The organism is Sphingomonas sp. P4_D12, assembly GCF_056401895.1.
Genome location: NZ_JBFUIL010000003.1, coordinates 324,550 through 349,103 on the forward strand (window position 1 = coordinate 324,550; position 24,554 = coordinate 349,103).

The following is a 24,554-nucleotide window of genomic DNA, read 5'->3' on the forward strand; positions in this document are numbered from 1 at the left end:
TTGATTCCATTTTTCGAATATCGCGTATGGCATTTCACGGCGGCTTCGCCTAGCGATTCGCAGCAAGTTTGAGGAGAGATCATGAGCGCCGACGCCTTGCTCAGCAGTGACTTCGCCACCCTGCCCGACATCATCAGCGAACATGCCAGAGAGCGCGGCGATAAGACGGCGGTGGCCGACACTGAGGGCAGCTTCTCCTATGCCGAGCTCGACGCGATGATGGATCGGGTCGCGGCGGCACTGGAGCAGGACGGAGTCGAGCAGGGGCAGTCGGTGGCGATCATCTCTACCTCCTCGATCGACTATGCGGCGGTGTTCCTGGGAACGTTGCGTGCCGGCTGCGTCGCGGCGCCGCTCGCGCCATCCTCGACCCCGGAGGCGCTTGCCGCGATGATCGCCGATTGCGGCGCGCCGATCGTCTTCGTCGACGGCGACAATCAGGCCGCCATCGCCGACCAGCGCGTTGCGGCGAAGCAGATCCGCCTCGACACCGCAGAGTTCGAGGCATGGCTGGCGCCGTCGGGGACGAAACCCCGCCCGGTCACGATCACCCCCGCCGATGGCTTCAATATCATCTATTCGTCCGGGACGACGGGTACGCCGAAAGGCATCGTCCAGTCGCACGGCATGCGCTGGTCGCATATCGGTCGCAATTCGGCCGGGGGCTATGGCGACGCGGTGACGATGAATTCGACGCCGCTCTATTCGAACACGACGTTGGTCAGTTTCCTCCCCACGCTGGGCTGGGGCGGCACCGTCGTGCTGATGAAGAAATTCGACGCGCGCGCTTTCCTCGAGCTTGCCGAGAAACACCGCGTGACGCACGCGATGTTGGTCCCGGTCCAATATCAGCGGATCATGGCGGTGCCCGATTTCGACCGGTTCGATTTGTCGGCGTTCAGGTTCAAGACCTCGACCAGCGCACCTTTTTCGCCCACGCTCAAGGCCGACATCTTGGCGCGCTGGCCGGGTCGGCTGGTTGAATTCTACGGCATGACCGAAGGCGGCGCCTCGACCGGGCTCGACTGTACTGCCTTCCCCGACAAGCTTCACACAGTGGGACAACCGCTACCCGGCCACGACATGCGGCTGATCGACGATGACGGAAACGAAGTTCCGCAAGGCGAGACGGGCGAAGTCGTCGGCCGGTCGCCGGCGATGATGACCGGCTATCACGGCCGGAAGCAGGCGACGGCCGAGGCCGAATGGTACGACAAGGACGGCAATCGCTTCATCCGCCATGGCGATATCGGCCGGTTCGACCAGGATGGCTTCCTGATCCTGATGGACCGCAAGAAGGACCTGATCATCTCGGGCGGCTTCAATATCTATCCGGTCGATATCGAGGTCGTGCTCGAACAGCATCCGGCGGTTCAGGAATGTACCGTGATCGGCGTGCCGTCGGAAAAATGGGGCGAGACGCCGGTCGGCTTTTACGTCCCCAATAGCGGCGTCGATGCTTCGGCCGACGAAATCATGGCGTGGACCAATAACCAGCTCGGCAAGACGCAGCGCCTGTCGACGCTCCATCCGATCGACGAACTGCCGCGAAGCGCGATCGGCAAGGTGCTCAAGCGCGAATTGCGCGACCGCCTGGCCGTGCAGCCGGCATAATCGCAAGAACACAAGAACAAGGGAAATTCATGCCGGGTTTGAAGCAGATCATCGACGCGCTCGAACCGATCGAGGGCGGCTGGCGGAGCAGCATCCCCGATAGCTGGCTGCAGGGGCGCACCAGTTATGGCGGCCTGTCGGCGGCGCTCGCGCTCCATGCGGCGCAGCAGTCGGACACCGACCTGCCGCCGCTGCGATCCGCGCTGGTCGCGTTCATCGGGCCCTTGTCCGGCGACGTCGTGATCCGCGCGAGCCGGCTGCGTCGTGGCCGCAACGCCGCCTTCATCCAGGCCGATGTCGAGAGCGAGGCCGGGCTCGGACTGCGCGCGACGTTCGTGTTCATGAGCGCGGTCGACTCCAAGCTCGATCATCAGGTCGGCACCGCCCCCGACTTTCCGCGCCCGCAGGCCGGCGACACGACCTTCAAGGGCAATTCGGCGGTCTCCTTCGCGCAGAATTTCGAGCTACTCGACCGGCGCGACGCGACGGTCGGTCCGGCCGAGTGGTTGCGCTGGGTGCGGCTGAACGAGCGCGAGGGACTCGATCCGATGGTTGAGCTGATCGCGGTGGCCGATTGCCTGCCGCCCGCCGCGCTCAAGCTGATCGGCGGACCCGCGCCATGCAGCTCGATGACCTGGCAGCTCAACCTGCTCGGCGCGCAGCCGCGAACCACTGACGGCTGGTGGCTGCTCAGGACCAATGCCGATTACGCCAAGGCGGGAAGCTCCAGCCAGGAAATGATGATCTGGAACGCCGATGGCGAGCCCGTCGCCGAACAGATGCAGAGCGTCGCCATCTTCGCCTGACGCGGGGATTTTTCACTTATAGCGCGACAATTTGCGACAATTTCGCCGTGGACTGACATGCGCGGGAGACACAGAGGTACCACAAGTCCTCGGACGGCAGGGAATGACCCTTCGCCCGATCGAGGACAACGGGATGAATCGAGTGTTTCTTGCCGCGGCGCTCGCGAGCGCAAGCTTCATGGCGGTAGCGCTGGTCGGGCCGACCGCGGCGCAGACCACCCCGGCCGCCAGAGGCGATGCCAATGGCGACGACGTGCTCTCGCGCGACGAAGCCATGGCACAGGCCGATGCGCGRTTCGATCGCATGGACGCGAACAAGGACGGCAAGCTGACGCCCGACGAAATGCAGCCGCGCAGGCCGATGGGCGGAGCCGAGGCGCCGCCGCCTCCCCCGCCGCCGGTTGATGGCGCGTCTCCTCCGCCGCCTCCGGCCGGCCCAGCCGGCCGCGGCTTCGGTGGGCGGATGTTCGCCCGGCTGGATACCAACGGCGACGGCGTGATCGATCGCGAGGAATATCGCGCGCTGGCTGCGCAGCGCTTCGACCGCATGGATACCAACAAGGACGGCAAGGTCGATGCCGCCGAGCGCCAGGCGGCGCGCGACGCAATGGAACAGATGCGCGGTCGGCGCGGCAACGGTGGAGACGCACCGCCCCCGCCCCCCGCATCAACGGACAAGCCCGGGCAGTAATCCCCATATGCCCAGGCTGCCGGGCGGGTGCCCCTCCTCACCCGCCCGGCCCTCCACCCTTTCCTCATTGGGCCTTTTCGCCATCAGGGCTTTTCAGGGGGACGATTGATGCTTAGCGAAGTGCCGATGGGCGGCATTCCCCACATTCTTCTGGTCGACGACGAGCGCTCGATCCGTGAACCGCTCGCCCAGTATCTGACCAAGCAGGGCTTTCGCGTCACCCAGGCTGGCGATGCCGAAAGCGCGCGCACGCGGATGGCGGCCTATGCCATCGACCTGGTCATCCTCGACATCATGATGCCGGGCGAGGACGGGTTGAGCCTGTGTCGCCATATCCGCGCGACCGGCGATATTCCCGTGGTCCTGTTGACCGCCAAGAGCGAGGAGACCGACCGCATCGTCGGGCTCGAAATGGGTGCCGACGATTATGTCGTCAAACCCTTCTCGCCTCGCGAACTGGCGACGCGCGCCCGCGTCATCCTCCGCCGCGCAGCCGGCAGCGGTGCACGTCAGCACGCGCCCGAAAGCGGATCCTACGCCTTTGCCGGCTGGGTATTGAAGTCCGGCGAACGCGCGCTGGTCGATCGCGAAGGCGTGTCGGTGCCGTTGTCGACCGGCGAATATAATCTGCTGCTGGCGCTGGTGCTGCGCCCGCGCCAGGTCCTCACACGCGACCAGTTGCTCGATCTGACCCAGGGGCGCGAGGCGATGGCGTTCGATCGTGCGATCGATAACCAGGTCAGCAGGCTGCGGCGCAAGATCGAGCCCGATCCCAAGAACCCGACCGTGATCAAGACGGTATGGGGCGGCGGCTACACGCTTGCCGCGGAAGTCACGCGACTATGAGGTTGTGGCCGCGCAATCTCCCGGGCCAGATGGCGGTACTGGTCGCCATCGCCTTGTTCACTGCGCAAGCCGTCAATTTCGGGCTGAGCTTGCGTGATCGCCAGGCATTCCGGCTTGAACAGACGGTGGGCCCCGTCGCGGCACGGATCGTCGACGCGTCGCAGGGCCCCCGCAACCGGCACGACCAGCCGCTCGACATCGCCGCGGCTCCCCCGGTCGGCGACGAGACGCCCTGGGACCGGTTCCGCTCGCGCCCCTGGCCGTCCAACCCGGTCGAAGGCGGGCTGCGGCGACGACCGGATATCGAGGAAGCGTTGCGCGCGCGCCTCAACGAGGCCGGCGTCCCTGTCGGTCAGGTCGTGACGGGAATCCGCCCACTGCAATCCGATGACCCGCGTTTCGGCAAGATGTCGCGCGTCCGGGCGCAGCGCTATCGTTTCGTCCGGCACGAGCTATTGATCGCCGTCGAGCAACCCAAGGTCGGCTGGTGGGCGGCGTCGGTGCCCTGGCAGGATTCGGAATGGCCGTTCCTGTCGCGGCTGATCGGCCAGACATTGGTACTCTACGCGATTGTGTTGCTGCCGGTGTTGCTGGCGACGCGTCGTATCGCCCAGCCGTTGAGGTCGCTGGCCAAGGCGGCGCAGCGTTTCCATCCCGGCGAAGCCGATGGCCCGATCGCCGAGAGCGGGCCGCATGACGTCCGCACGCTGATCAGCGCGTTCAACGACCTGCGCACGCGCGTGAGCGCGATGCTCGAGGAAAAGGACCGCATGCTGGGCGCGATCGGACACGATCTGCGCACGCCGCTGGCCGCGCTCCGCGTCCGCATCGAATCGGTCGAGGATGACGACGACCGCGCGCGCATGGCGGACACGATCGACGAGATGAATCGCACACTCGACGACATCCTGTCGCTGGCGCGGTTGGGGCGGCCGAGCGAGCAGGCGACCGAAGTCGACCTCGCCGCTTTGGTCGATGCGGTGGTCGAGGATTTCCGCGACCTCGGCATGCCGGTCGAGTTCACCGAGGTCGAACGGTTGACGATGCATTTGCGGCCATCGCTGATGCGGCGCGCGATCCGCAATTTGATCGAGAACGCAGTCAAATATGGTGGCGGCGCCGAGGTGTTCCTGCGATCCGACGCCAAGGCGGTCGAGATCGTGGTGTGCGACAAGGGCCCGGGCATCCCGCCCGATCGCATCCCCGAGGTGTTCGAGGCGTTCACGCGGATCGAGGGATCGCGCAACAAGGAAACCGGCGGCATCGGCCTTGGCCTGGCGCTGGCCCGGGCGATCGTCCGTGAGGCGCGCGGCGACATCCGGCTGGAAAACCGCGCCGAAGGCGGCCTCGCGGCGACGATCACGCTGCCGCGTTAGGCTCCGCGCCCGTCTTCACCCGCAGCATCGACGCTGCCGCGAGTACCAGCACGATCGCACCGCACGCCATCGTCCAGACCGGCTCGGTCGGAAAGAAAGTGCGGATGATCGCGCCCATCACCGTCGCGACCAGCAGCTGCGGCAGCACGATGAAGAAGTTGAAGATACCCATGTAGATACCGAGTTTGTGCTGCGGCAGCACGCCGGCGAGGATGACGTAGGGCATCGTCAGGATCGACGCCCAGGTGAAGCCGATCCCGATCATCGGCAGCAGCAACAATTGCTGATCGCGAATGACCAGCAGCGAGGCGAAGCTGACGGCGCCGATCAACAGGCACAGCATATGAGTCTTCTGCGCCCCGATCCGCTTGGCCAGCAACGGCAATACGAACGCGGCGAGCGCGGCGACACCGTTATAGACCGAGAACAGCACCCCGACCCAATCGGCGCCGTCGTTATACGCCTTCGCCGTCGTGTCGGTGGAATGGAACACATACTGCGCCACCACCGGCGTGGTGTAGATCCACATGATGAACAGCGCGACCCAGGAGAAGAACTGGACCAGCGCCAGCCGCTTCATCTGATCGGGCATCCGCGACAGATCGCTCATGATCTGCACCAGCACGTTATCGCCGCCACCGCGCACCATCATCGCGGCGATCAGGCCGAGAATGCCGAACGCCGCGAGCGCCCCACCAAGCACGTAGAGATCGCGCTCGAGCGCGAACCGCCAGACGCCCGCGACGACCACCAAGCCGGCCAGCAACCACCACCAACCGCCACGCGGAGCGATCGGCGTTTCATGCTCCGCCCCGGCGTCGACCGCATCGAAACCACGCATCTGTTCGGGCGAATATTCGCGCGTCGTCAGCACGGTCCACAACACCGCCGCGAAGATCATCACCGCGCCCAGATAGAAAGCGTAGCGGACCGAAGACGGAATCTCCCCCGCCGCCGCCACATTGCTGACGCCCAACTTCGCCATCGCGAATGGCGCAAGGCTGCCGATCACCGCGCCCGCACCGATGAAGCCTGTTTGGAACGCATAGCCTGCGGTCCGCTGCGACGGCGCGACCATGTCGCCGACGAACGCACGGAATGGCTCCATCGACACGTTGATCGAGGCATCGAGCATCCACAGCAACAAGGCCGCCGCGAGCAGGGTCGTCGCATTCGGCATGCCGAGTAGCGCAAGCGCTGCCAGCACCGCGCCTACCAGGAAATAAGGTCGCCGACGCCCGAACCGCCCCCAGGTCCGATCGCTGAAATGGCCGATCAGCGGCTGCACGACCAACCCGGTGACCGGCGCCGCTATCGCCAACAGCGCCAGGCTGCCGACATCGCTACCCAGGGTCTGGAAAATACGACTGATGTTCGCATTCTGCAGCCCGAACGCGATCTGAATGCCGAAAAAGCCGAACGAAATGTTCCACAGCCCGCGCCAGTTCTGGCGCGGCTTCTCCGCCGAAAGTGTGCTCATGCCCGGGGCGCCGTCGAGCGTCGAACGACCAACCGTGGCGGCAGCATCGCCGCCTCGACCGGCTCCGCGCGAATCTGGCGCAGCAGGGTATCGACCAACATCGCGCCCGCCTTGGCGTAATCCTGCGCGATCGTGGTCAGCGGCGGATGCGACAAGCTCGCCGCCGGAATATCGTCGAAGCCGACGATCGACACGTCGCCCGGCACGCTGAGCCCTGCTCCCTCGAATGCCCGCATCGCGCCGATCGCGATGAGGTCGCTGCCCGCGAAGACCGCATCGAACGCGACGCCGCGCCGCAACAGCTCGATCGCCGCTTCGTAGCCCGACGCCTCGGTGGTGATCGCGTCGACCTGAAGCGCCGGATCGGGGTCGATCCCCGCTTCGAGCATTGCCGAACACGCGCCACGATAGCGATCGGCGAGTTCGGGCGAATGGCTCGACACCTGTCCAAGGAAGGCGATCCGGCGGCGCCCCAGCCCGATCAGATGCGCGCCCGCGTCGCGCCCGCCGCGCACATTGTCGCAGCCGATCGTCGTCCCCGGTTGACCGGTCTGGACCGATCCCCAGCGCACGAAATGCGTACCCTGCGCCTCGAGTTGTTCGAGCCGCGCGCGATACGTCTCGTAATCGCCATAGCCGAGCAGGATGATGCCGTCGGCCTTGTGGCTGTCCTCATAATCGACATGCCAGTTCGACGAGAGCTGCTGGAACGAGGTGAGCAGGTCATAGCCGCGCAGCGCACAGGTTCGCGCGATCGACCCCAGCATGGAGAGGAAGAACGGATTGATCAGCGAATCGTCGGGGGTCGGATCCTCGAAGAACAACAGCGCCAGCGTGTTGGTATGGCGGCTGCGCAGCGACGAAGCGTTCTTGTCGACCTTGTAATTGAGTTGCGCTGCGATCGCCTCGATCCGCTTGCGCGTTGCTTCGCTGACCGTCGGATCGCCACGTAGCGCACGCGACACGGTCGGTTGGGATACGCCCGCGCGTTGCGCGATATCGAAGGACGTCGGTTTGTCGGTTAGCATCGCCCGACGGCTTCTCCCGCTGCCGGCCATCGCCTGCGGCCGGTTGGGGGCGAGTGTAGCGGGCAGCGCGGCGGCGCGATAGGGGCCGCGCGCATAACGAGTGTCCGGCAAGTCGTCCCTCCCCAGCCGCCCTCTGTCCTGGGGCGATCGTTGGAGCCTAGGCGAGCGGCGCGAGGGTCGGAACGCCATCACATACGTATTCAGCCGGCAGTGTCGGTGCGCGTGGGACCGCGCGGAGAAACGTCGGCCGCGATGAGGTAAGCCCTCTCCCGCCTGCGGGAGAGGGAGGGGCCCGCCGCCATCAGGCGGTAGGAGGGTGAGGGTCTTCTTCTTCTGTTTTCGACGTACGCCTGGAAGAAGAAAGAAGACCCTCACCCAACCCTCTCCCGCTTGCGGGAGAGGGCTATAGAAAGGGAGGCCAGAACCTGATCCCCAGCGATGCAGCGGGGCAACACCGCCTTATGCATAATCCTGAATACGTATGTGGCCAACTTGGCCCCATCCCCGCTGCAACATAAGCGCAGCATATCTGCACGCGCCATGTGGGCCGCGTTGATGCCGCCAGCCAAATATGGTGCGGCCGCAAGGGGAGGAATTGATGACTGCTTTCCGTTCGAACCGTCGTACCCAGCTTGCCCTGCGCGCAAGCGGCATCGCGCTTGCCGGCGCGCTGACGGTGATCGCGTCGCCGGCACTCGCGCAGACTGCGCCCACGGCGGCGGCTCCGCAGGCCGACGATCAGGCAAACGCCGATACGTCGCAGGACATCGTCGTCAGCGGCTTCCGCGCAGCATTGGCCAGCGCGACCGCCAAGAAGCGGAATTCGGAACAGATCGTCGAATCGGTGTCGTCGGAAGACATTGGCAAGCTGCCCGATAACGGCATCGGCGAGTCGATCGCGCGCCTGCCCGGTATCTCCGCGCAGCGCAGCGCCGGACGCGCCAACATCATCTCGATCCGCGGTTTCGGCCCGGACTTCTCGACGACGACGCTCAACGGCCGTCAACAGACCACGACCAATGACAGCCGCGCCGTCGAATTCGATCAATATCCGTCGGAAGTCCTGGCGGGCGTCGACGTCTACAAATCGTCGGAAGCGGATCTCACCGCCGGCGGGCTGGTCGGCAGCATCAACCTGCGCACCATCCGTCCGCTCGACGTCAGCAAGCGCATCCTCGCGATCGGCGCGCGCGGCACCTATGTCGACCAGAAGCTGCAGCCGGGAACGAGTGACCTGGGCTATCGCGTCTATGGCACGTTCGTCGACAAGTTCGCCGACGATCGGATCGGTATCGCGCTGTCGGCCGCTTACACCGACGAGCCTTATCAGACGCGCGACTGGAACGCCTGGGGATACGGCGCTTACGGGCCGAACCAATATGGCATGAACGGCGTCAAGACCTGGTCCGAGTCGGACAAGCTGAAGCGGTTCGGGGCCAATGGCACGATCCAGGTGAAGGCAAGCGATGACCTGATGCTGACGGTCGACGGCTTCTATTCTCGTTTCGTCGACCGGATCGATCAGCGCGGCATCGAAATGCCGTTCAACTGCGGCGGTGGCTGCGGGCACGATCAGATTCTGAGCTACACCGCGGATTCGCGCGGGCTCGTGACGTCGGCGACGATCAAGGGAACGCCGGTCATCGAGAATTATGCGAATGACCGCGTGGCCAGCACCTACTCGCTCGCCGGCAACCTGAAGTGGGACAATGGCGGGTCGACACGCGCCCTGTTCGACGCGAGCTGGTCGCGCACGGATCGCAGGGACGACCGGCTGGAAACCACCGCCGGTCTTGGCCGCGCACTGCCGAACCCGACGGCGACGGTGAGCTATAAGCTGACCGACAAGGGGCCGGTCTTTACCAGCGACTATAACGGCGCCAGCTCCGCATTGGTGCTGACCGACGTCGAAGGCTGGTCGGGCACGCCCGTCCAGGCAGGCTATGACAAAATTCGTAAGAGCAAGGACGATCTGATCGAGCTGCGTGGCGAGATCGAGCAGGACATCGGCAACTTCGTCAAATCGATCAAGGTCGGTGTCGACTATACCTATCGCACCAAGGTGCTGACCCAGGATGAGGCGTTTCTGTCACCACCGGGCGGCGCGACGACCGCTGCGATCCCGTCGAATCTGATCCTTAGCCCGGTACAGCTGGACCGGGGGTTCGGGCCGATCTTGGCTTACGATCCGCGAACCCTGGTTGCGAACAATGTGCTCGTCTACGTGCCCAACGGTTCCGGCGCATCGCAAGCCTATGACGTGACCGAAGAGGTCTGGACCCCTTACGCCATGGCCAATCTGAACGCCGATCTTGGAGCAGTAAAACTCACCGGCAATATCGGCGTGCAGGGAATTCGCACGGCGCTCACGTCGAAGGGTGCGACCAAGCCGACCGTCAGGGATTCCTATTGGATCGTCCTGCCCAGTATGAATCTCAACTTCCGTTTTCCGAACGACTTCGTGATCCGGTTCGCCGCGTCGCAGCAGATCATGCGCCCCCGCATGGATCAGCTGACCAATATCGTTAACTTCGGCATCGACAACACCCGTACGCCACCGATCTATGTCGGCAGCGGCGGCAACGCGCTATTGCGTCCATATAAGGCGACAGCCTTCGATCTAAACTTCGAGAAATATTTCGGATCGAAAGGCTATATTGCGCTCCAGACCTTCTACAAGCACATCAATACCTATATCGACCCCAGCGCATTCGATCTCAACTTCGATTATTCTGGCTTCCCGACGCCGCCCGGCAATGTGCCGTCTTCGCCCATTGGCCAGTTCAGCGGCCCGGTGAATACGCATGGCGGGCACATTTACGGTATCGAGGCAGCCGGTACACTGCCGTTCGACCTGTTCACCAAGGCGCTTTCCGGCTTCGGTCTGACCGGTGGTTTCGGCTATACCGAAACGAAGGTGAAGGACTTTGCCGGTCGGGTCACGGTCATCCCCGGCTATTCGAAATATGTCGGCAATTTGACGGTCTATTACGAGGCTGACGGATTCAGTCTGCGCGGCAGCATGCGGTATCGCTCCGGCTTCCTCGGCGATTTCTCGCTGTTCAGCGGCGGTCTTGATCGTCAGCAAGTGCTGGCGGAAACCGTCTATGACGCACAGGTCGGCTACGATTTCCCCGCGACATCCGCATTGCATGGGCTCTCGTTGTACGTTCAGGGCCAAAATCTGACCGACACGCGGTCGGCGACGGTTGCCGACGTGAATGGCGCAGCATTCCCCGGCGCCTGGCTCAAATATCAGACCTATGGCCGCCGCGTCGTCGGAGGCTTCACTTTAAAGTTCTGATACACGAACAGCCTCGCCGGTTCCGGCCGGCGAGGCACATTCGATGGTGAAGGCCTGACATGACTGAACCCACGTCGCTCGACATCGTCATCGCCGGCGGCGGGACGGCGGGATGGACGGCCGCGGCCATCCTCGCCCGCTTCCTCGGCAATCGCGCGACGATCACCCTGGTCGAATCCGATGCGATCGGCACGGTCGGTGTCGGCGAGGCAACGATCCCCCAGATCCACAATCTGATCATCGGACTGGGGCTCGACCAGGCCGAGTTCCTGCGGCGGACCAACGCGACCTTCAAGCTGGGGATCGAGTTCAGCGACTGGCTGCGTCCCGGCCATCGCTACATCCACAGCTTCGGCCAGGTCGGGCGCGGCGTCGGGCTGATTCCGTTCCGCCAGCTCTGGCTGCGCGGCCGGCATCTCGACGTCGCGGGTGATTATGGCGATTACAGCTATAACGTCGCCGCCACGCGGCTGGGGCGGTTCGCTACTACCGAGGGGCGCGACGGCAAACCGACCGAGCTTGCTTATGCCTATCATTTCGATGCAGCGCTGTTCGCGCAGATGCTGCGCGACTATGCCGAGGAACGCGGCGTCCGACGGGTCGAAGGGCTGATCGAAAAGGTCGAGCGCGACGCCGAAACGGGCGATATCCGCGCACTGCGGCTCGACCGCGACCGCGAGATCGCAGGTTCGTTCTTCATCGATTGCACCGGTTTCCGCAGCCTGTTGCTCGGCGATGCGCTCGGCGTTCCGTTCGTCGACTGGCGCCGCTTCCTGCCCTGCGACACGGCCTTGGCTGTGCCGAGCGAAACGCGCCCCGAGCTGCGCCCCTACACCCAGTCGATGGCGCGCCCCGCCGGCTGGCAATGGCGCATCCCGCTGCAGCATCGCACCGGCAACGGCCATGTCTTCTGCTCCGACTTCATGTCGGTCGATGAGGCAAGCGAATTGCTGCTCGCCAATGTCGAGGGCAAGGCGCTTGCCGATCCCCGCCCGATCCGATTCACCAGCGGGCATCGGCAGGATTTCTGGTCGCATAATTGCGTCGCTTTGGGCCTTGCCGCGGGCTTTATGGAGCCGCTCGAATCGACCAGCATCCATCTCGTCCAGTCGGGTCTCGGGCGCCTGCTCACTCTGCTGTCGGGCGACTTGTCGAACGTCGCTATCGCGCGCGACACGTTCAACCGCCTGTCGACCATCGAGTGGCAGCGCATCCGCGACTTCATCGTCCTGCATTACATCGCCAACGACCGAATCGGCGAGCCGTTCTGGGATCATTGCCGGGCGATCGAGCTGCCGGCGACGCTGGCGGAAAAGATCGCCCTGTTCCGCGAAGCCGGCGCGTTCGTCCGCGAGGAGGACGAGCTCTTTCTCGACGACAGCTGGGGTCAGGTGATGATCGGCCAGGGCATCATGCCGCGCAGCTGGTCGCCGCTCGCCGACAACGTGCCCGGGCAGGATGTCGGGCCGTTCCTCGACACGCTCGCCAAGTCCTATCGCGTCAAGGCGGAGACGCTGCCCAGCCATCGCGACTTCGTCACGTCGTTGACGGGCGACGCTCTGGAGAAACAAACATGATCCGCCGCTCGTTGCTCACCGCCTTGCTCGCGACCGCGCTCGTGCAACCGGCGCTGGCGTCGCGGGAAACCGCCCCGGCAACGGCGCCGGCCACCAACTATCGCGACCGCCTGCCCGAGGACGAGGTGATCTATTTCGTCCTGCCCGACCGGTTCGAGAATGGCGATCCGAAGAACGACACCGGCAGCCTCAAGGGCGATCGGCTCGTCACCGGTTTCGATCCGACCGCCAAGGGCTTCTATCATGGCGGCGACCTCAAGGGCCTGCTCAAGCGGATCGACTATATCCAGGCGCTGGGCGCGACCGCGATCTGGGTCGGCCCGATCTTCAAGAACAAGGCAGTGCAAGGCCCTAGGGGCAACGAATCCGCCGGCTATCACGGCTATTGGATCACCGATTTCACCCGGGTCGATCCGCATTTCGGCACCAATGCCGACTTCAAGGCGCTGGTCGACGCGGCGCATGCGCGCGGGATGAAGGTCTATATGGACATCATCGCCAACCACACCGCGGACGTGATCAAATATCGCGAGTGCGAGGCGGACAAACCCTGTGCGTACCGCAGCCGTGCCGACTATCCGTACACGCGCAAAGGCGGCGTGAGCGGCCCGGCGATCAATCCCGGCTTCCTGGGCGATGGCGTCGCCACGCCGGAGAATTTCGCCAGGCTAACCGATCCGACCTGGGCCTACACCCCTTACCTGCCCAAGGGTGAGGAGAAGGCCAAGGTTCCGGCTTGGCTCAACGACCCGATCTATTACCACAATCGCGGCGATTCGACCTTCTCGACCGAGGATTCGCAACTCGGCGACTTCTCCGGTCTCGACGATCTGATGACCGAGAATCCGCGCGTGATCGCGGGCATGATCGACATTTTCGGCAAGTGGATCGACGATTTCGGCATCGACGGATATCGCATCGATACCGCGCAGCATGTCGACCCCGCTTTCTGGCGGGCGTTCGTCCCCGCGATGCTCGCCCGGGCCAAGGCGCAGGGCATCCCCAACTTCCACATCTTTGGGGAAGTCTTCACCGGCGACCTCGACGTCGCGCGGCTCGCCGCGCACACCCGCGTCGATAAATTGCCCGCCGTGCTCGACTTCGCGTTCGAACGCGCGGTGGCAGATACCGTCGCGCGCGGCGCGCCGACCAGCGAACTGTTCCACATGTTCTTCGGCGACCCCGCTTATGCGAATGGCGAGGCGACCGCGCGGACATTGCCGACCTTTCTCGGCAATCACGACATGGGCCGCTTCTCGATGTTCGTGAAGGCGGGCATGCCGCAGGCGAGCGACGACGAAGTGCTCAAGCGGGTCATTCTTGGCCATGCCATGTTGCTGACGCTGCGCGGGGTGCCGACGATCTATTATGGCGACGAGCAGGGTTTCGTCAGCAAGGGCAACGACCAGCTGGCGCGCGAGGACATGTTCGCCAGCAAAGTCGCGGTGTATAACGACACCAAACTGCTCGGCACGACCAAGACCACGGCCACTCCGAGCTTCGGCACCGACAATCCCATCTTCAAGGCAATCGCCGACCTCGCCCGTATCCGCACCAGCCACCACGCGCTGACCCGGGGGCGCCAGGTGCCGCGCGCCTGGGGTGACAAGCCTGGTCTGTTCGCGGTGTCGCGGTTCGATCCCGACACCGGCAAGGAAGTGCTGATCGCGTTCAACACCTCCGCCGCGCCGCTTAACGCCAACGTGCTGGTCGACGACACATCCACTGCTTTCACCGCGCTGCATGGCGCGTGCGAAGCCAAAGCCGCCGCGCCGGGTAGCCTCAAGGTCAGCCTCGCTCCTCTCGACTTCATCATTTGCGAGGCCCAGTGAACGACGCCGCCCGCTTGCCCTCCGTCCAGACCGCGCGCGAATGGTGGCGTGGGGCGGCGATCTATCAGATCTATCCGCGCAGCTTCGCCGACACCAATGGCGACGGCATCGGCGACTTGCCCGGCATCGCCGCGCATCTCGACCATGTCGCCAGCCTGGGCGTCGACGCGATCTGGCTGTCGCCCTTCTTCACCTCGCCGATGCTTGATTTCGGCTATGACGTGGCCGATTATTGCGACGTCGATCCGATCTTCGGCACGCTGGCCGATTTCGACGCGTTGGTCGCCCGCGCCCATGCGCTGGGGCTCAAGGTGCTGATCGACCAGGTCTATTCGCACAGCAGCGACCGCCACCCCTGGTTCCTGGAAAGCCGCGCCGATCGCACCAACCCCAAGGCGGACTGGTATGTCTGGGCCGATGCCCGGGCCGACGGTTCGCCGCCGAACAATTGGCAGTCGGTGTTCGGCGGCCCCGCCTGGACCTGGAGCGCCTCGCGGCGGCAATATTACATGCACAATTTCCTGCCCGAGCAGCCGCAGCTCCATATGCATTTGCCGGTCGTGCAGGACGCGATGCTCGATGTGGCGAAGTTCTGGCTTGATCGTGGCGTCGATGGCTTCCGCATCGATGCGATCAACTTTTCGATGCACGACCCCGCGTTGACCGATAACCCGCCGGCGCCTCCGGGTCCGCGCACGCGCTCGTTCGATTTCCAGCTCCACGTCCACAATCAGAGCCAACCGGAAATCCCGACATTCCTCGAGCGGCTCCGCGCCTTGCTCGACCGCTACGGCGCGACCTTCACCGTCGCGGAGGTCGGCGGCCCGAGCCCCGAGGCCGAGATGCACGCCTTCACCCAGGGCGATCAGCGCCTCAATTCGGCTTATGGCTTCAATTTCCTCTACGCCGACAAGCTCACGCCCGCTCTCGTGCGCGATGCGCTTGCGCAATGGCCAGATACGCCCGGGACCGGCTGGCCAAGCTGGGCGTTCGAGAATCACGACGCGCCGCGCGCCATCTCGCGCTGGGCCGCGCCCGAGCATTACGACGCCTTCGCGCGGATGAAGCTGATGCTGCTCGTCTCGCTGCGCGGCAATGTCTTCCTCTACAATGGCGAAGAGCTGGGCCTCACTCAGGTCGACATCCCGTTTGAGGCGCTGCGCGATCCCGAAGCGATCGCCAACTGGCCGCTGACCTTGTCGCGCGATGGCGCGCGCACGCCGATGCCCTGGCGGGGAGATGCCAACGACCATGCCGGGTTCAGCTCTGGCGCGCCCTGGTTGCCGATTGGCACAGATCATCTGGCGCTGGCGGTCGATCGCCAGAATCAGGATCCGAACTCTTTGCTCAACCTGACGCGCCATCTGCTCGCGTTCCGGCACGCCAGCGAGGCATTGATGCGCGGCGATGCGCGCGTAATCGAAGCGAGCGAGACGATCCTGGCGATCGAACGGTCGGCGGACGACGAGACCATGCTGTGCGTGTTCAACCTGTCACCCCGACCGGCCGAATGGCGCCCTGCCCAACCCGATCGCTGGCATGCCGAGGAAACCGTCGGCCAAGTGACCGACTGGCGATTTGTCGGCTACGCGGCGGTAATCGCGCGGCGGATATAAGCGAGCCGGAGCGACCAACCGCTGCGCGGCCAACAGCAGTTACTAACCGCGGTCGGCCTGACGCCCAAAATAGCGTTTGGCTTCCCAATCACATCGTAATCGCTTGCTTGCTTTGCTTTTTGCGGGCGAGCGACTCGCGGCGCGCAATCATTAGCCGACGCGGACTGTCTCATAAAAAGGGCGCTTCATGCTCAAAATAAAGGGAAATAGGTGATTAACGACATCGGGTCGTGGACAGCAAAAGCGCAGAAGAGTAGATTTCCGGAATACCCCCAAAATAATAATTCGGGTCGCACCGCTGATTTTGGCAGGAGGATGAATTCCTTCATAGCCGAAGGAAGGAGTGTGACAGAATTTATCTTGCCATACGGCGCAACTCGCCGGGTAATCTCTCACCTATCGGGTAGAGCGTCGGCAATATATCAAACTTTCCAACATATCTAGATTGCATGTGAGCATCACACAATCATGATGCTGCGCGCCTTTCTCCGAAAGACGCCCCTGTACGCGTGAATACGACGCATACGAGTCGCCGAACAATTATAATCAGATCGTAATGACGCACTTCGTCTGACGAATTGCGACGGGTTCTCTGCGTCATTGCAAATTTTCAAAAAGTACAATGTCAGGAGAAAGTCATGCCTCAGATAACATTGGCCCAACGACTGAAGAGCTTCAACCTGGACCTAGGCACTGCGAATCCGGCCGACATCGACGTTCCGGCCAACCAGGAGCTGGTGCTGGACGCGTCCAACACCAAGCTCAAGGCGAACCTGAAATATCTGGAGCCGAAGAGCCTCGATGACGTGAAGAAGTGGCTCGGCAATCCGGACGACGCCCTTGCCAAGCCGACGGTTGGTGTCCGCACGATCGCCTCGGCGCTCAGCATCGCGCCATCGCGCTCGGTGGCGACATCAATGCTGCCGTCGGCGATCATTCCGGTCCAGCCCAGCTACACCCAGGCGGAATCGGACGACCTCCACTTGTTGGCAGGCGCCTATGTTTACGGCCACAGCGCGAGCGTCGATGTGAAGCAGAAGCCGGCGCTGGACGCCTGGATCGCCAACCTCAAGGTCAGGATCCCGGTGTTCGTCTTCAACAACATCAACGTGGCCGCGGGCGCGACGCTGCACGTCAATATCAGCGCACTGTTCGCCAATTACATCACCGTCGAGAATACCGGCCGGATCAAGCTGCGCGGCGGCAGCAAGACCTCGATTCACGCCGCCGGATTCACCGGCAAGGGGCGCCAGATCGTGCTGCACCCGGGCGACGTGATCCGTCGGCCGCACTGACACGAACCACCTTTAGACGATTGCATTTTTCGCGGGAAGGATTTGAAATGGCGTATAATATATTCATCAACGGCGACAATGGCACACCCGGCAGCAACGGGACGCCGGGCCATGACGGCGGCACCGGCGCCGAGGGCCAGAACGCGGTTTGCCATTGGGACGGCGACGACGCCGGCAAGCCTGGCGGCCCTGGCAACGGCGGCACCAACGGTTCGAGCGGGACTAACGGCTTTGCCGGACAGGATGGCGGTTCGCTGACTGTCTCGGTTACCGAGTTCATCACTGGCTTCAACGTCAACGGGCGTGGCGGCAATGGCGGTAATGGCGGCTCGGGCGGCAGTGGCGGGTCCGGCGGCTCAGGTGGCCCAGGCGGCAATGGCAAGGGCTGCGAGGACGACCAGGACGGCGGCATCGGCGGCGATGGCGGCAATGGCGGTCGTGGCGGTGACGGCGGCCGTGGCGGCAATGGCGGCAACGTCGTGATCAGATATTCGGCCGGCATACCGACTCCCGAATATACTGCCGATATGGGCGGCGGTCAGGGCGGCACCGGCGGCACCGCCGGCGGCGGCGGCGCGCCTGGGCCGGGTGGACGTCGCGGCGGCGACAGCAATGCCAACGCGCAAGGGCATCCGGGGAATACGGGTGCGACCGGCATGAATGGCGGGAATGGCGATCTGGGGACCGCCATCCTGTACCAGGTGCCCTGAGGCGGAGCGGACGAGCGATCGGGGACGGCATCACCGTTCCCGATCGCCACCGCGACCAACCATGCCCGATCCGATCACCCTCTTCGCCACATCGATCCGGCTGTGCCTCGGCTTGGTGTTCGTCATGTCGGGGGCATCGAAGCTGCTGCGCCAATCCTCGATCCGCCACGTGATCGCGCAATATCGGCTGCTACCTCACGATGCGGTTGCGCCGGCCGCGCTGGGACTGGCGATCGGCGAGATTGGCGTCGGACTTCTGCTGATGCTGTCGTTCCTGCCGCCGCTCGCCGCGCCGGCGATCGTATCGGCGGCGGCGCTGTTGTGCCTGTTCAGCGTGGCGGTGGCGTCAGCGCTGGTTCGGGGAATCGTCGTTCCTTGCGGATGCTCGCTGATCCTGAACGGCCATGTCGTGACCTGGGCGACCTTCGCCCGCAACCAGGCGCTGCTGGCGTTGCTGCTGGCTGATCGCCTGATCCAATCAGGAGCGGTTTCGTGACGGCATTGGCCCCCTCTTCCCTTTCCCGCGACGATCCACTCGCCGGCTTTATCCGAAGCGCCGCGTTTCTCTCCGGCACGGAAGAGGAGAGGATCGACCGTCTTTGCGCTCGGATCGGCGTTCCGCGCGACCCCGCCGGCTGGCGATCGACGCTGAACAACGACGGTTCGCCGATCCAGATTTGCCTTGGCCTTCGTCCAGGCTCCGCGGAACCGAACCTACGCCTCATCGCCGACCCGCATCTCGGCGGACGAGATGCTCGGTTGCGGAGCAGCCAATCCCGACGAGCTCTGGCGCAACTCGACGAATGGCATGCGCCCGACATGGCCAGTCTATGCACGTCCGTACTGGAGCACATGGCCCCCTCTGGATGCGGTATTCCTTATTTGCGCAACGGCGGCGACGCCTGGCTGGCGGCAGGGATCGACGGACGCGGCGTGGCGATCTACGCGACCGCGCGGTGGGGCGATCCCGCATCGCGCTGGGCGCGCGCTTTAGCGTGGCTGGTTGACCTCTCCCCCGCGGCGGCACAAGCGGCCGCGGCGCTGACGGATCTCTCCGAGCACAGCACCCTGATCAGCGTGGGCGTGGAGGGCAGCAGCGCGGGCGACGCACGGGCGAAATTCTACTGGCGGCCCAACGGATCGGCGCCGCTGTCCGAGCTGGGGGTTTCGCTGCTGAGGCACGAGGCGCTCCCCGCGTTTCTATCGGATGCAACCGAGGGGATGGCGACTCCGGTCTCGGCGATCGTCGGCAGTGTCGGCGTCAGCGTCGCGACCGGCGCCCTCGCCGACATCAAGCTGGACCTTTGCGGCCATTGCGTCCCTCGTAGCCGGACTGACTGGGCGCACCGGATCGAGGGGTATGCGCGACGCCACCGGCTGACCGCGCCGCCATTCTTTGCGCTGGAGCCCGACGCGCCGGTCGAGATCGCCTTTGTCGGACTGGGCATCGACCGCGATTCGCAGCCGCGCCTCAACATCTATCTCAAGCCAATGGTCCCCGGAGGTCACCGATGAGCCTTCCTGTCTCCGATATCGCGATGATCACGTTCAACGACGTACCGGCGATCAACACCAGTCTCAAATACGAAGTGCTGGGCGTGCTCGCCGTTGAGAACCATCGGCAATATTGTTCGCGCCACGGCTATGATTTCATCTCGGAAGTGCCGATCGCGCGCGACCGTCCAGCCTGCTGGGCAAAGATTCCGGCCATCCTGGCGGCGTTCCAGGATCATGAATGGGTGTTATGGGCGGACAGCGACACGCTGATCTTCGACCAGCGGCCGCTCGACCGGTTCCTCGACACCGCGCATGACATGATCGTGCAATCCCATGACGCGTTCTTCCGCCTGATCGGCGTGCCGATCGAGAGCGGCATGGCGCGGATGCCGATCAATACCGGCGTGTTCCTGATGCGCCGGTCGGCCTGGTCGCGCGGCTTCCTGGAACGGGCCTATGCGCAAACCGGGTTCGTCTCGCACGGCGCGATATGGGACGGGATCGGCGAGCAGGAAGCGATGATCGCGGTCCTCAATGAAGCGCCGTCGGACCGCGTACGGATCGGCCATGTCGACGGCCTCCAGAACCATCCCCTGCTCTATCGGCCAGGCGACATGTTCGTCCACTTCTACGGCAATCATGCGCGCCATCGCATCCCTTCCGATCAGTCCACCGAGATCGTCTCGCGATGGCGAGACGCAGTGATGCACGGCCACGCATTGCCTCGCGACATTGCCCGCTTTCACTGGTGCTGCATCCAGAATGCCAGTCCCGACGAGCCGATGGTGCGCGGAGACCTCGATCATTTCCTCTACCGGCCGGAAGACATTGTCGGCGCGGCCGCCGAACCTGCGATGGAGTGTTGATATGCCTCAAGCCGCAATCCAGCCGACATCGACTTATCGGGAGCGCGTGCCGGCGCTGTACGGTCCTTCCTATGCCCGTGGCTATCCGGAGTTGTATCTGACCGCCTGGCCAGCCAAACATGCGCTGAACCTCGAGGTGCTCGGCAGGTTGCTTGGCGCGCTTGGGCCTGACCCGCGGTGGATCGACATCGCTTGTGGTCAGGGATGGCATTTCTCGCAATTTCCCGGGCAAGCCCGCATGACCGGTCTCGACCTCAGCGAGGCGCAACTGGCGCGCGCTCGCGCCGCGACGCCCGACGCCGACTTCATCTGCGGCGACATGGCGGAGACGCAATTCGCACCGGCGTCGTTCGACCTGCTGACGAATTTTTGGGGCGGTTATTGCTATCTCGCCGACCGCGAGGCGATCGCCGCGTTGTGGCGCCGGGTCGTCGGCTGGATCGCCCCGGGCGGGGCGCTTTATGTCGAATTGCTGCTTGCCGAGGATCTGGCGAGCTTCAACCGGTCGGCCTACGCGGCGAAGACCGGTTTCTCGGTCATGTCACGCGGTTCTGATTTCATCGAATGGGGATATCAAGACAGCGCCGGCATGCACATCATGACCAGCCCGCCGCTCTCAGAAGCGCTCGACATCTTCACGCCGGCATTCCGCAGCGTCGATGTTCACCACGACGGCAGGTTTATGACTCACGTCGCGGCGCAGGGCCGGCTGGGCGAATAGCCGGTGTCCGCTGCGCCGCTTCCGGTTCGAAGGTCGTCAGTCTTACCGGCGGCATTATAGCCGCCCTTCCCCAATCCAGGCAGGATCCGTCGCCTGATCGTGCAACCTATGGTAGCTTGAAGATGGTGCGGGCGGTGGGAATCGAACCCACACTCCTCTCGGAACCGGATTTTGAGTCCGGCGCGTCTACCAGTTCCACCACGCCCGCGTGTCGACGAGGCACATCAGGGGCCACTGATCGACGATTTGAGGGTCTATAAGCGAGCGCTTTTGGGATTTCCATACCGGAATTAGCTGTTTCCAATCGTGCGGGCCTGGTTTCATTCCGGCTGCAATGATCTTTGGGCTCGAGGTCAAACAAGCAGCTGGCGTTGAGCTGACAGCCGTCCATCGGTCGTGCGCGCGCCGCGTAGGTGTACAGACGAAGAGGGCGCCCCTCGGGCGCCCTCTTTAAAAATCAGCTTCGCCGGCGGCGCCGCACCTGGGTCTCTCCGAAAATGACCTGCTGGACCATCGGCAGGCGCATCATCACGTGCGGAAAGCCGGGATCGATGGCGCTCACCGCGTCGAGCCGTGCGCGTTGCTCATCGCTGAACTCGACATCGAGCGCACCGAGATTGTCCTCCAGCTGGTGGAGCGTACGGGCACCGATGATCGGCGAGGTGACCGCAGGGTTGAGCAGGGTCCAGGCGAGGGCCACCTGCGCGCGCGACCTACCCAGTTCTTCGGCGATCTCGCCGACCTCGTCCGCGATGGTGAGGTTGCGCTCGGTAAGCATGTTGTGCGCGAGCACCACGTTGTGGCGGGTGCCCGTCGGGTTTGCCGACGCCTCGGCTTCGAGATCCGAGCGCTTGTACTTGCCGGTCAGTACTCCGCCGGCAAGCGGCGACCACGGGATAACCCCCAGCCCCATCTCCTCGGCCATCGGCGCGAGGTCGCGTTCGACGGTGCGCTCGGCGAGACTGTATTCGACCTGCAATGCGACCAGTGGCGACCAGCCGCGAAGATCCGCGATCGCCTGCATCCGCGAAACCTGCCAGGCGGGAGTGTCGGAGATTCCGAGATAAAGGACCTTGCCTTGGCGCACGAGGTCGTCGAGCCCGCGCAGGATTTCCTCGACCGGCGTCGTAAAGTCCCAGACGTGCAGGTACAGCAGGTCGATATAGTCGGTACCGAGTTTCCTGAGGCTCTCCTCGACCGAACGGACCATCGACTTGCGGTGGTTGCCCCCGGCATTGGGGTCGTCCGGTCGGCGGCTCATCGTATATTTGGTGGCGATAACGAGTTGCTCGCGCTTATCGGCCATGAACGTGCCGAGAAGGCGCTCGGATGACCCGCCCGTATACATGCTCGCGGTGTCGATGAAATTCCCCCCGCGATCGACATAGGTATCGAACAGGCGGCGTGCCTCGTCCTCGTCGGCACCCCAGCCCCAGTCGGATCCGAACGTCATCGTGCCCAATGAGAGCGGCGAAACGCGTAAGCCCGAGCGGCCGAGCAAACGGTAGGATTGAAGGGTCAAACTATTGGTCATTGTCCATTCTCCCACGAACGCGGCGATGCGTCCTCGTGCGAGGGGCGATATGGCTCCTGACCAACAGTTAGATTATCCGCTAGAATACACCTTCTCTATTAAGCTGATGGTGGATAATGCGCGGCACGGATTTTGCGAACCTCAACGCTTTCGCTGCAGTGGCGGAGCATCGCAGTTTCGTCCGCGCAGCGGCGCATCTGGGTATTACGCCCTCGGCGCTCAGCCAGACTATTCGCCAGCTCGAGGAACGGCTTGGCGTTCGCCTGCTCAATCGGACGACGCGAAGCGTGGCTCCGACGACGGCCGGCGAACGCCTCTATCAAAGGCTTCGTCCCGCCGTGGACGAACTCGACGCGGCCGTCGCGGAGGCGGCTTCAACGCGCGAACGTCCGGCGGGCATGTTGCGGATCAACGCGCCGCGAACGGCCGCGATAAGGCTGATCGCGCCCCGATTGGGCCGCTTCCATCGCGACAATCCCGGCGTGATACTCGACGTCACGGTGGACGATGCGCTGACGGACATCGTCGCAGGCCGCTTCGACGCCGGAATCCGGCTTGGCGAGCTGCTCGAGAAGGACATGATCGCGGTGCGCCTGACCGGTGAATTGGAGATGATGGCGGTCGCTTCGCCGGATTATCTCGCGCGTCATGGCACGCCCGAAACGCCGGACGAGCTCCATAACCATGCCTGCCTCAACTGGCGCTGGCCGACCGACGGCAGCCTTTATCGCTGGGAATTCGAAGAAGACGGCAGGGAATTCGAGATTGCGGTGCAAGGGCCGATCATCGCAAACGATATCGAAGTGGTTTTGCAGGCCGCGCTCCAGGGCCTCGGGATCGCCTATGCTTCCCACGAATGGATGGAAGGGTGGCTGAAAGAAGGCAAGTTGGTCCGCGTGCTCGAGCGTTATTCACCTAAATTTCCCGGCGTCTACCTGTACCATCCCAGTCGGCGGCAGCAGCCGCCGGCGTTGCGCGCGTTCATCGACTGCCTGTTGGACCGGCAAGGCTGAGCGTGGCGACGAAGTCGGGCGATGGCAGGAAGCCGCGCACACCAGGGTCTTGTCGAAGTGCGACGCGCGTCGCGCGCAGCTTTACCGTAAGGTGATCGGCAGGCCGACGGCTTGCCTGGACGAGCGATTTCGTCCGGGCAAGCCGCCGCGCAGGGTTATTGGAAGGTCTGCGACAGATTGCCGATACCGCCCAGCGGATCAGGACCGAAGCGGTTCGGCCCACTGGTACCTGGAAGGCACCAGAAGACGAGCAGAACGATCCCGCCGATCCACGACACGAGCGAGAAAATCACGCCGATTCCCGATATGCCGGCGCTCTGGTTGACGGCGCCGCCGACACTAAGCGCCAACGCCAGCAGGTACGGACCCCAGTACAGAAACAGCCACCAGCCCGCCCGATCGGTATCGTGGAGACGCCGCACTTGCACCGCGATAATTGGGATCAGCAAGGCGAGCCAGACGATCCCCAGGATGATGGCGATGATGCCCATGGAGGCGAACATACCCACCATGCCACCGAGCCTTGGCGTGCCATCGGAACTGGTGCCGGCCATGCTCATCGCGCTGCCCGCGATCACTACGATGGTAACGAGCGCAACCAGCCAGATGATGGCCAGCAGCAGCATGAACATCCAGAATTCCTGCCGACGCGAGCGCCCCGAAAATTCGGCATAACGCTTCAACGGCATAAACATCCATTCCATGGAATGTCTCTCCTTGCTCTCGTCTCGATCGACTAACGCAGCCC

Annotated in this window: 20 protein-coding genes and 1 tRNA gene; 16 read left to right on the forward strand and 5 right to left on the reverse strand. The window is 64.0% G+C overall.

Going from position 1 to position 24,554, the window contains the following annotated elements; all coding sequences use genetic code 11:
• Positions 1–81 precede the first annotated feature (81 nt).
• From AC1DSD_RS07510 to AC1DSD_RS07530, 5 genes are all read left to right on the forward strand, one after another.
• Positions 82–1,614, forward strand: a complete 1,533-nt coding sequence (locus AC1DSD_RS07510; protein WP_478029313.1) for a class I adenylate-forming enzyme family protein — start codon at positions 82–84, stop codon at positions 1,612–1,614.
• A 29-nt stretch (positions 1,615–1,643) separates the two neighbouring features.
• Entirely contained in the window at positions 1,644–2,420 is a 777-nt protein-coding gene (locus tag AC1DSD_RS07515) for a thioesterase family protein (protein ID WP_478029314.1), read from the forward strand.
• 133 nt (positions 2,421–2,553) lie between these two features.
• Positions 2,554–3,111, forward strand: coding sequence for an EF-hand domain-containing protein (locus AC1DSD_RS07520; protein ID WP_478029315.1), 558 nt, complete (start codon positions 2,554–2,556; stop codon positions 3,109–3,111).
• A gap of 126 nt (positions 3,112–3,237) precedes the next feature.
• A complete protein-coding gene (locus AC1DSD_RS07525; RefSeq protein ID WP_478029534.1) occupies positions 3,238–3,957 on the forward strand; it encodes a response regulator in 720 nt (239 codons plus the stop codon).
• Positions 3,954–5,333 (forward strand): sensor histidine kinase, encoded by a 1,380-nt coding sequence (locus AC1DSD_RS07530; RefSeq protein WP_478029316.1) that lies wholly within the window; start codon positions 3,954–3,956, stop codon positions 5,331–5,333. Before AC1DSD_RS07525 ends, AC1DSD_RS07530 begins: the two co-directional genes overlap by 4 nt.
• Here AC1DSD_RS07530 and AC1DSD_RS07535 read toward each other — a convergent pair.
• Both AC1DSD_RS07535 and AC1DSD_RS07540 read right to left on the reverse strand, forming a co-directional pair.
• Positions 5,317–6,813, reverse strand: a complete 1,497-nt coding sequence (locus tag AC1DSD_RS07535; RefSeq protein WP_478029317.1) for an MFS transporter — start codon at positions 6,811–6,813, stop codon at positions 5,317–5,319. The two genes, AC1DSD_RS07530 and AC1DSD_RS07535, sit on opposite strands and share 17 nt — an antisense overlap.
• Positions 6,810–7,871 (reverse strand): LacI family DNA-binding transcriptional regulator, encoded by a 1,062-nt coding sequence (locus AC1DSD_RS07540; RefSeq protein WP_478029540.1) that lies wholly within the window; start codon positions 7,869–7,871, stop codon positions 6,810–6,812. Before AC1DSD_RS07540 ends, AC1DSD_RS07535 begins: the two co-directional genes overlap by 4 nt.
• Before the next feature lie 568 nt (positions 7,872–8,439).
• Between AC1DSD_RS07540 and AC1DSD_RS07545 the strand changes: the two genes are divergently transcribed.
• From AC1DSD_RS07545 to AC1DSD_RS07590, 10 genes are all read left to right on the forward strand, one after another.
• Positions 8,440–11,145, forward strand: coding sequence for a TonB-dependent receptor (locus tag AC1DSD_RS07545; RefSeq protein ID WP_478029318.1), 2,706 nt, complete (start codon positions 8,440–8,442; stop codon positions 11,143–11,145).
• Between the two features lie 59 nt (positions 11,146–11,204).
• Positions 11,205–12,722, forward strand: a complete 1,518-nt coding sequence (locus AC1DSD_RS07550; RefSeq protein ID WP_478029319.1) for a tryptophan halogenase family protein — start codon at positions 11,205–11,207, stop codon at positions 12,720–12,722.
• Positions 12,719–14,554, forward strand: a complete 1,836-nt coding sequence (locus AC1DSD_RS07555; RefSeq protein ID WP_478029320.1) for an alpha-amylase family glycosyl hydrolase — start codon at positions 12,719–12,721, stop codon at positions 14,552–14,554. The genes AC1DSD_RS07550 and AC1DSD_RS07555 overlap by 4 nt, the downstream gene beginning before the upstream one ends.
• Positions 14,551–16,170 (forward strand): alpha-glucosidase, encoded by a 1,620-nt coding sequence (locus AC1DSD_RS07560; protein ID WP_478029321.1) that lies wholly within the window; start codon positions 14,551–14,553, stop codon positions 16,168–16,170. The genes AC1DSD_RS07555 and AC1DSD_RS07560 overlap by 4 nt, the downstream gene beginning before the upstream one ends.
• A gap of 638 nt (positions 16,171–16,808) precedes the next feature.
• On the forward strand, positions 16,809–17,465 hold the full coding sequence (locus AC1DSD_RS07565; RefSeq protein ID WP_478029322.1) for a hypothetical protein: 657 nt from the start codon (positions 16,809–16,811) through the stop codon (positions 17,463–17,465).
• Between the two features lie 47 nt (positions 17,466–17,512).
• Positions 17,513–18,175: a hypothetical protein gene (locus AC1DSD_RS07570; RefSeq protein ID WP_478029323.1), complete on the forward strand. Its 663-nt coding sequence runs from the start codon at positions 17,513–17,515 to the stop codon at positions 18,173–18,175.
• A 61-nt stretch (positions 18,176–18,236) separates the two neighbouring features.
• Positions 18,237–18,671: a MauE/DoxX family redox-associated membrane protein gene (locus AC1DSD_RS07575; protein WP_478029324.1), complete on the forward strand. Its 435-nt coding sequence runs from the start codon at positions 18,237–18,239 to the stop codon at positions 18,669–18,671.
• 323 nt (positions 18,672–18,994) lie between these two features.
• Positions 18,995–19,690, forward strand: coding sequence for a hypothetical protein (locus AC1DSD_RS07580; RefSeq protein ID WP_478029325.1), 696 nt, complete (start codon positions 18,995–18,997; stop codon positions 19,688–19,690).
• The gene (locus tag AC1DSD_RS07585; protein WP_478029326.1) at positions 19,687–20,538 is read left to right on the forward strand and encodes a glycosyltransferase family protein; all 852 of its coding nucleotides are present in this window, start codon (positions 19,687–19,689) and stop codon (positions 20,536–20,538) included. Before AC1DSD_RS07580 ends, AC1DSD_RS07585 begins: the two co-directional genes overlap by 4 nt.
• Position 20,539: 1 nt before the next feature.
• The gene (locus tag AC1DSD_RS07590) at positions 20,540–21,259 is read left to right on the forward strand and encodes a class I SAM-dependent methyltransferase (RefSeq protein WP_478029327.1); all 720 of its coding nucleotides are present in this window, start codon (positions 20,540–20,542) and stop codon (positions 21,257–21,259) included.
• Positions 21,260–21,382: 123 nt separating this feature from the next.
• Here AC1DSD_RS07590 and AC1DSD_RS07595 read toward each other — a convergent pair.
• Both AC1DSD_RS07595 and AC1DSD_RS07600 read right to left on the reverse strand, forming a co-directional pair.
• Positions 21,383–21,467 (reverse strand) — tRNA-Leu (locus tag AC1DSD_RS07595).
• A gap of 249 nt (positions 21,468–21,716) precedes the next feature.
• The gene (locus AC1DSD_RS07600; protein ID WP_478029328.1) at positions 21,717–22,793 is read right to left on the reverse strand and encodes an aldo/keto reductase; all 1,077 of its coding nucleotides are present in this window, start codon (positions 22,791–22,793) and stop codon (positions 21,717–21,719) included.
• 116 nt (positions 22,794–22,909) lie between these two features.
• On the opposite strand from AC1DSD_RS07600, the gene AC1DSD_RS07605 reads away from it, so the two are divergent.
• Complete coding sequence (locus AC1DSD_RS07605; RefSeq protein ID WP_478029329.1) at positions 22,910–23,806, forward strand: LysR family transcriptional regulator; 897 nt, start codon at positions 22,910–22,912, stop codon at positions 23,804–23,806.
• A 155-nt stretch (positions 23,807–23,961) separates the two neighbouring features.
• On the opposite strand, the gene AC1DSD_RS07610 is transcribed toward AC1DSD_RS07605, so the two are convergent.
• Positions 23,962–24,510 carry a DUF805 domain-containing protein gene (locus AC1DSD_RS07610; RefSeq protein WP_478029330.1) on the reverse strand — a complete coding sequence of 183 codons (549 nt, stop codon included), beginning with the start codon at positions 24,508–24,510 and terminating at the stop codon, positions 23,962–23,964.
• Positions 24,511–24,554 lie beyond the last annotated feature (44 nt).

Bases quoted from the DNA above. Each gene is read 5' to 3' on its own strand.
- AC1DSD_RS07610 (WP_478029330.1), bottom strand. From the start codon at position 24,510: ATGGAATGGATGTTTATGCCGTTGAAGCGTTATGCCGAATTTTCGGGG.
- AC1DSD_RS07530 (WP_478029316.1), top strand. From the start codon at position 3,954: ATGAGGTTGTGGCCGCGCAATCTCCCGGGCCAGATGGCGGTACTGGTC.
- AC1DSD_RS07565 (WP_478029322.1), top strand. From the start codon at position 16,809: ATGCCTCAGATAACATTGGCCCAACGACTGAAGAGCTTCAACCTGGAC.
- AC1DSD_RS07590 (WP_478029327.1), top strand. From the start codon at position 20,540: ATGCCTCAAGCCGCAATCCAGCCGACATCGACTTATCGGGAGCGCGTG.
- AC1DSD_RS07555 (WP_478029320.1), top strand. From the start codon at position 12,719: ATGATCCGCCGCTCGTTGCTCACCGCCTTGCTCGCGACCGCGCTCGTG.
- AC1DSD_RS07550 (WP_478029319.1), top strand. From the start codon at position 11,205: ATGACTGAACCCACGTCGCTCGACATCGTCATCGCCGGCGGCGGGACG.
- AC1DSD_RS07525 (WP_478029534.1), top strand. From the start codon at position 3,238: ATGGGCGGCATTCCCCACATTCTTCTGGTCGACGACGAGCGCTCGATC.
- AC1DSD_RS07515 (WP_478029314.1), top strand. From the start codon at position 1,644: ATGCCGGGTTTGAAGCAGATCATCGACGCGCTCGAACCGATCGAGGGC.
- AC1DSD_RS07605 (WP_478029329.1), top strand. From the start codon at position 22,910: ATGCGCGGCACGGATTTTGCGAACCTCAACGCTTTCGCTGCAGTGGCG.
- AC1DSD_RS07510 (WP_478029313.1), top strand. From the start codon at position 82: ATGAGCGCCGACGCCTTGCTCAGCAGTGACTTCGCCACCCTGCCCGAC.
- AC1DSD_RS07600 (WP_478029328.1), bottom strand. From the start codon at position 22,793: ATGACCAATAGTTTGACCCTTCAATCCTACCGTTTGCTCGGCCGCTCG.
- AC1DSD_RS07575 (WP_478029324.1), top strand. From the start codon at position 18,237: ATGCCCGATCCGATCACCCTCTTCGCCACATCGATCCGGCTGTGCCTC.
- AC1DSD_RS07570 (WP_478029323.1), top strand. From the start codon at position 17,513: ATGGCGTATAATATATTCATCAACGGCGACAATGGCACACCCGGCAGC.
- AC1DSD_RS07545 (WP_478029318.1), top strand. From the start codon at position 8,440: ATGACTGCTTTCCGTTCGAACCGTCGTACCCAGCTTGCCCTGCGCGCA.
- AC1DSD_RS07585 (WP_478029326.1), top strand. From the start codon at position 19,687: ATGAGCCTTCCTGTCTCCGATATCGCGATGATCACGTTCAACGACGTA.
- AC1DSD_RS07540 (WP_478029540.1), bottom strand. From the start codon at position 7,871: ATGGCCGGCAGCGGGAGAAGCCGTCGGGCGATGCTAACCGACAAACCG.
- AC1DSD_RS07535 (WP_478029317.1), bottom strand. From the start codon at position 6,813: ATGAGCACACTTTCGGCGGAGAAGCCGCGCCAGAACTGGCGCGGGCTG.
- AC1DSD_RS07580 (WP_478029325.1), top strand. From the start codon at position 18,995: ATGGCCAGTCTATGCACGTCCGTACTGGAGCACATGGCCCCCTCTGGA.